The organism is Photobacterium frigidiphilum (assembly GCF_003025615.1).
Taxonomy (GTDB): Bacteria; Pseudomonadota; Gammaproteobacteria; order Enterobacterales; family Vibrionaceae; genus Photobacterium; species Photobacterium frigidiphilum.
In genome coordinates, this window is the sequence record NZ_PYMJ01000079.1 from 1 (window position 1) to 4,544 (window position 4,544).

The window sequence follows — 4,544 nt, forward strand, 5'->3', positions numbered from 1 at the left end:
ATTCAGGCCTGAGCGCTGCCACGGCTTCTTCCTGCCAGCGCTCAGGCCTGAATTGCTCTGCGTCCTTAAAGTGCTCTTTGTTAAGTCCGCCTAGCCGCGTCATCAAAAAGAGACCGGTACCAGCTGGTAACTCAGTGCCATCCAATAACGTCACCTGATCAGCGGTTTCAGCTGATATCATGGGAGCGGTGGACTTTAGGCGCAAGGTTTCACGGGCGACGGCCTCCAGATAAGTCAGCTCATCTAGCCCCTGCACGTTGATCTGACCCTTATGCTTCAATCGGATCTGTTCCGCCTCTTCATTTATTTTGCACTGAATATCCGGCCTCTGGCTGATAAAATACAGCATCCAGGCGATCAGGTTAGAGGTTGTGTCTTCACCTGCCAGCAGTAATGTCAGGATATTGGCAAACAGTTCTTCGTTGGTTAGGCGGTTATCATCATCAGAAGCCGCGACCATCGCCTGTAGTATGGTCTCGGGGGCATCTGCCAGCTGCGGGTTGAATTGCAGCTCATCCCGGGTTTGTTCTACTATCTTTAGCGCATATTTCTCAACTTCAATCAGTGCCTGATCTAATTTGCGATCCTTTTTGAATTTGATGTATTGCCAGTAGGGAAAAGGCATCCTGGTGCGGCTGTTTAACTGCGGGAAGATCACTTCTAGATGTTTCTGCAGACCATCTCCGTCATGTTCCAGTAATCTGGTGTCATGTCCGAACACCAGAGAGGTGGTGATATCGACGGTAAAACGGCGAAGATCATCATGGATGGCGAGAGTATCTTGCCCTCTTTTCTTAACGAGACGAAGGCGAAGCCGTTCAGTGGTTTGTTCCAGCAGAGGAAAAAATGAAGCTAGGCTCTTTTTACTGAATGCGGGCATGATTAGCCTGCGCTGTCGCTTCCAGCTTTCGCCATTGGCTGAAAGTACACCGTGGATCCCGAGTTCTTTGAATACACGCTCGAGACTAGCGGTACGATTGAAAGACTTTGGGCGGCGCCGCAGGATATCTTTGACCACCACAGGATCTGCTATCACCACAAACAACAGGCCAGCAATATCGATTTTATATGTATCACCATATTCCAAACACCATTGCTCCAGCACCTGATGCAGGTTTTTAGACTGTAGCTGCAGGAAATTGCCCAGCAATGGCCAGCCTTTGGGCTGGGGTAGGTCATCCAGTGTTCGTTTTATCAGTTGATTTTCCCGTACCACTGACTCCGTCATGCTTGTATCCTCCTTTTATGATAACCAACTACTGTGGGGTAACAGTAATGGGTTATAAATATACCAACAGATCGTACCAGTTGATAAGTATAGTGGCTTTGTTGATATTTTCCGCTGATTAGTAAAGATGATTATTAGGAAGAGCCTGTGCTCTGTTCAGTAACTTAGTTGAGAGCCCAATACCCAGCGATTCTCTCTATGAATGTAGCCTTTGAGAGTGAATCATCACTCAATATGCGTCTCCACCCTAAGTACTTGGTCAGGTTCTTCGTCGCCACACCACAGAGCGTACAATTTATCCAACGCTTTAGCGTACTGTGGTATCCATTAACATGCTGTATATGGAATACTCCCTCTAAAACAGCAATCTTTGAGCTGCTAACAATTTCTTTTAAAACAACTTTTAATCGCTTTGATACAAGTTCATGGGCAAGGTGAGCATCAGCACATAATGGTGTTTCTGGTTACTCGATTACTATTTTCGATACTAAAAGTAATGTGACTCAAAGCTAGAGTGTTGCATGGATATGGAGGATAGTTTGGTTAGTGTAATCATTGACAGATGAAGCTATCGCCTCAATTACAGGTAGCTTATCTCGCTCTGAGAGGGTAGATATCTCGGGTTACTGGTAAATGAAAAGAGCGATTTCATTAAAAAGCCCTTCGCAAGTAGCTGGAAAGGCTTATATCATTCTTAACGTTCGGTGTTATTTCAGTGTCAGCACCATTTTGCCTACGTGGCCTTTTTTTTGGAATACCTCTTGCGCTTGATGAATTTCCTCTAGTGGAAAGACCTTCGCAATCAATGGTTTGATATTACCTTTCACGATATGATGAACCAGATTTCCAAATACTTCTGGTTCCAACACAGTGCAGCCGAAGAAGCTTAAATCTTTTAGATAAAGGGTACGCACATCCAATTTAACCATTGCTCCGCCAATTGCGCCAGATACCGCGTAACGGCCTTTCGGGCGTAATACATCTAAGAATTGCGGCCATTGGTCACCCGCAACCAAATCAATTACCACATCAACACTGTTCTCGCCCAAAGCTTCTACTAGGTTTACATTTCTTGTGACAACTTCATCTGCGCCTAGCTCAAGCACTTGCTCGTTTTTATTTGGGCTTGTAATCGCAATAACCGATGCACCACGAGCTTTCGCTAGCTGAATCGCAGCAGATCCTACACCGCCTGACGCGCCAGAAATCAACACACGGTCATCTTTAGTTACGCGTGATCGAGTTAGCATGTTTTCTGCAGTTGAGTAAGAGCAGGGGAAAGACGCCAACTCCACATCACTCAGATCTGAGTTGAGTTTGTAAGCATGCTTTGAAGACACCACAGTAAACTCAGCAAAACCACCGTCACACTCAGAGCCGAAGTACCAAGATGGGTCTATGGTCTGGCCATTTATATCGTTCAAGCAAGGCTCAATCAATACACGTTCACCGATACGGCTTGAATCCACCAAGCGACCAACCGCAACTATCTCACCGCACACATCTGCACCTTGAATGCGCGGTAGGCTTAATGCGTTACCACTCCAGCTTTCATCGTCACTGCTGTTTTCATTCTTAGAGTACCAACCGATGCGAGTGTTGATGTCGGTATTATTCACGCCCGCAGCCGATACGCGAATCAGTACTTCGCTGTCTTTCGGGGTTGGGACTGGGATATCTTGACGATATTCCAGCATCTCTGGTCCACCATGGCCGATCAGAAGTACGCCTTTCATTGTTGTTGGTATAGTGGTCATGATTAACCTTCCTTTAGCAATCTTAAAACAGCTTGTTGCGCAGAGTTCAGAGCTTCGTCGCCCAGTACAGGCCAAGCGCTTGATACGCCCTCATGAAGTAAAAATAGCTGGGTGGCTAAATCTTCACGTAAGCTCTGTTTACCCAAGAATTGTCGAACATCTTCTTTATGAGCTTTGACAACTTGATTAACGATGTCGTCTTCAGGAAACGCAGCAATGGCATTCATCGACATACAACCGTTCGGCGCATAGTCTTCCATCCATTGTTTCAGCTTGTTGAAGATATGCTGTATCGACTCTAGGCCTGCCTCTGGTGAGTTGTCCAATAGAAAGTTGAGGTAACGTTGGTGCCGATGCTCCAATGCTGCCACGATCATATATTCCTTCGATGGGTAGTATTTGTACAAGGTTCTTAAGCTCACACCACAAGCTGTCTTGAGTTGAGCCACACTCGGTTCAGCAAAACCCAATTCACTGAATGCTTGTTCCAAACTGGCGGCAATCTGTTCTTTCAACATAGTGTCTTCTTTGGGGTAGAATGAATAATCTACCTCAATGGTAGAGCGAACCCTCTACATCTGTCAACAAGAATTGCATGTAGACCCCTGTATTGATTTTCATCAATACAACACACATTGTTAAGTAACTTTTGCCATACTCGAGCTAATTCGTTATTTGCTAAATTAGCAATGGGCCTGACACAGAAATGTCCAGAAAAGTGTTAACAAACATCAATCGCAAGTGTGAACAAACTGAGGAAGTAATTCCTCATAGTGCTTTGCTATATGTAACCAGTTTAGGCAATGGAGTGCAAAATCCGCGTCCAATGCTACAGTCGTTATGAGTTCGTGTTAAGCGAGTACCGGCGTGATTAAGAACAAAAGTAAGGGGTCAACTCTCGCTTTTTGCATATAGTAATTGGTAGAGCATGGGTTATAGAAAGCCTGATGCAAAAGGCAATACTTGACCCTGTGAAGCTCTGGTAACTTTTTTAATTGGTCAGCACCGAAAGGAATGCTCATGTTCAAGAATCCAATCCTTCTGCTTTCATTGTCTTTAACTGGCGGGATCGCACTGTGGGGTATAGCTGACACGGCTGGTTTGGCGGAATTTTCTTCGACGGTGGTCGGGACCATGTTCAATAGTCGAGGTTGGTTCATCATGCTGACCGCCTGCCTGCTGGTGTACCTGTGTATCTGGTTAGCCTTTTCCAAGTACGGGAGCATAAGGCTGGGCAAGGATGACGACAGGCCCGAGTTTTCCACCGTGAGCTGGCTGACGATGCTCTTTGCCGCAGGTATGGGAGTGGGTCTTCTTTATTTTGGTAGTGCCGAACCCCTGTTCCACTATAAATCCTTTCTACCCAACATGAGCCAACCAGACGCGGCACAGAATGCACTCTTTGCTACGAACTTCCATTGGGGGTTCCATGCCTGGGCCATCTACGCCACCGTTGGCCTTATCATTGCCTATTTCAGTTTCCGTAAGGGAACACCTAATCTTATCAGTGCTCCCATCCGGCATGTCTTCGGCGATCGAGGCTGGCCGAAGTGGGTGGG

Annotated in this window: 4 protein-coding genes; 1 reads left to right on the forward strand and 3 read right to left on the reverse strand. The window is 46.2% G+C overall.

What is annotated here, in order from left to right; translation table 11 throughout:
* The 3 genes from C9J12_RS29485 to C9J12_RS29495 all read right to left on the reverse strand — a co-directional run.
* On the reverse strand, nt 1-1,228 hold a 1,228-nt coding region (locus C9J12_RS29485), incomplete at its 3' end, for a cytochrome P450 (protein WP_107246952.1).
* Nucleotides 1,229-1,935: 707 nt separating this feature from the next.
* Nucleotides 1,936-2,985 carry an alcohol dehydrogenase family protein gene (locus tag C9J12_RS29490; RefSeq protein WP_107246955.1) on the reverse strand — a complete coding sequence of 350 codons (1,050 nt, stop codon included), beginning with the start codon at nt 2,983-2,985 and terminating at the stop codon, nt 1,936-1,938.
* Nucleotides 2,986-2,987: 2 nt separating this feature from the next.
* On the reverse strand, nt 2,988-3,503 hold the full coding sequence (locus tag C9J12_RS29495; protein ID WP_107246958.1) for a TetR/AcrR family transcriptional regulator: 516 nt from the start codon (nt 3,501-3,503) through the stop codon (nt 2,988-2,990).
* Between the two features lie 502 nt (nt 3,504-4,005).
* Here C9J12_RS29495 and C9J12_RS29500 point away from each other — a divergent pair.
* The coding region (locus tag C9J12_RS29500) for a BCCT family transporter (protein WP_193944724.1) at nt 4,006-4,544 on the forward strand (539 nt) is incomplete at its 3' end.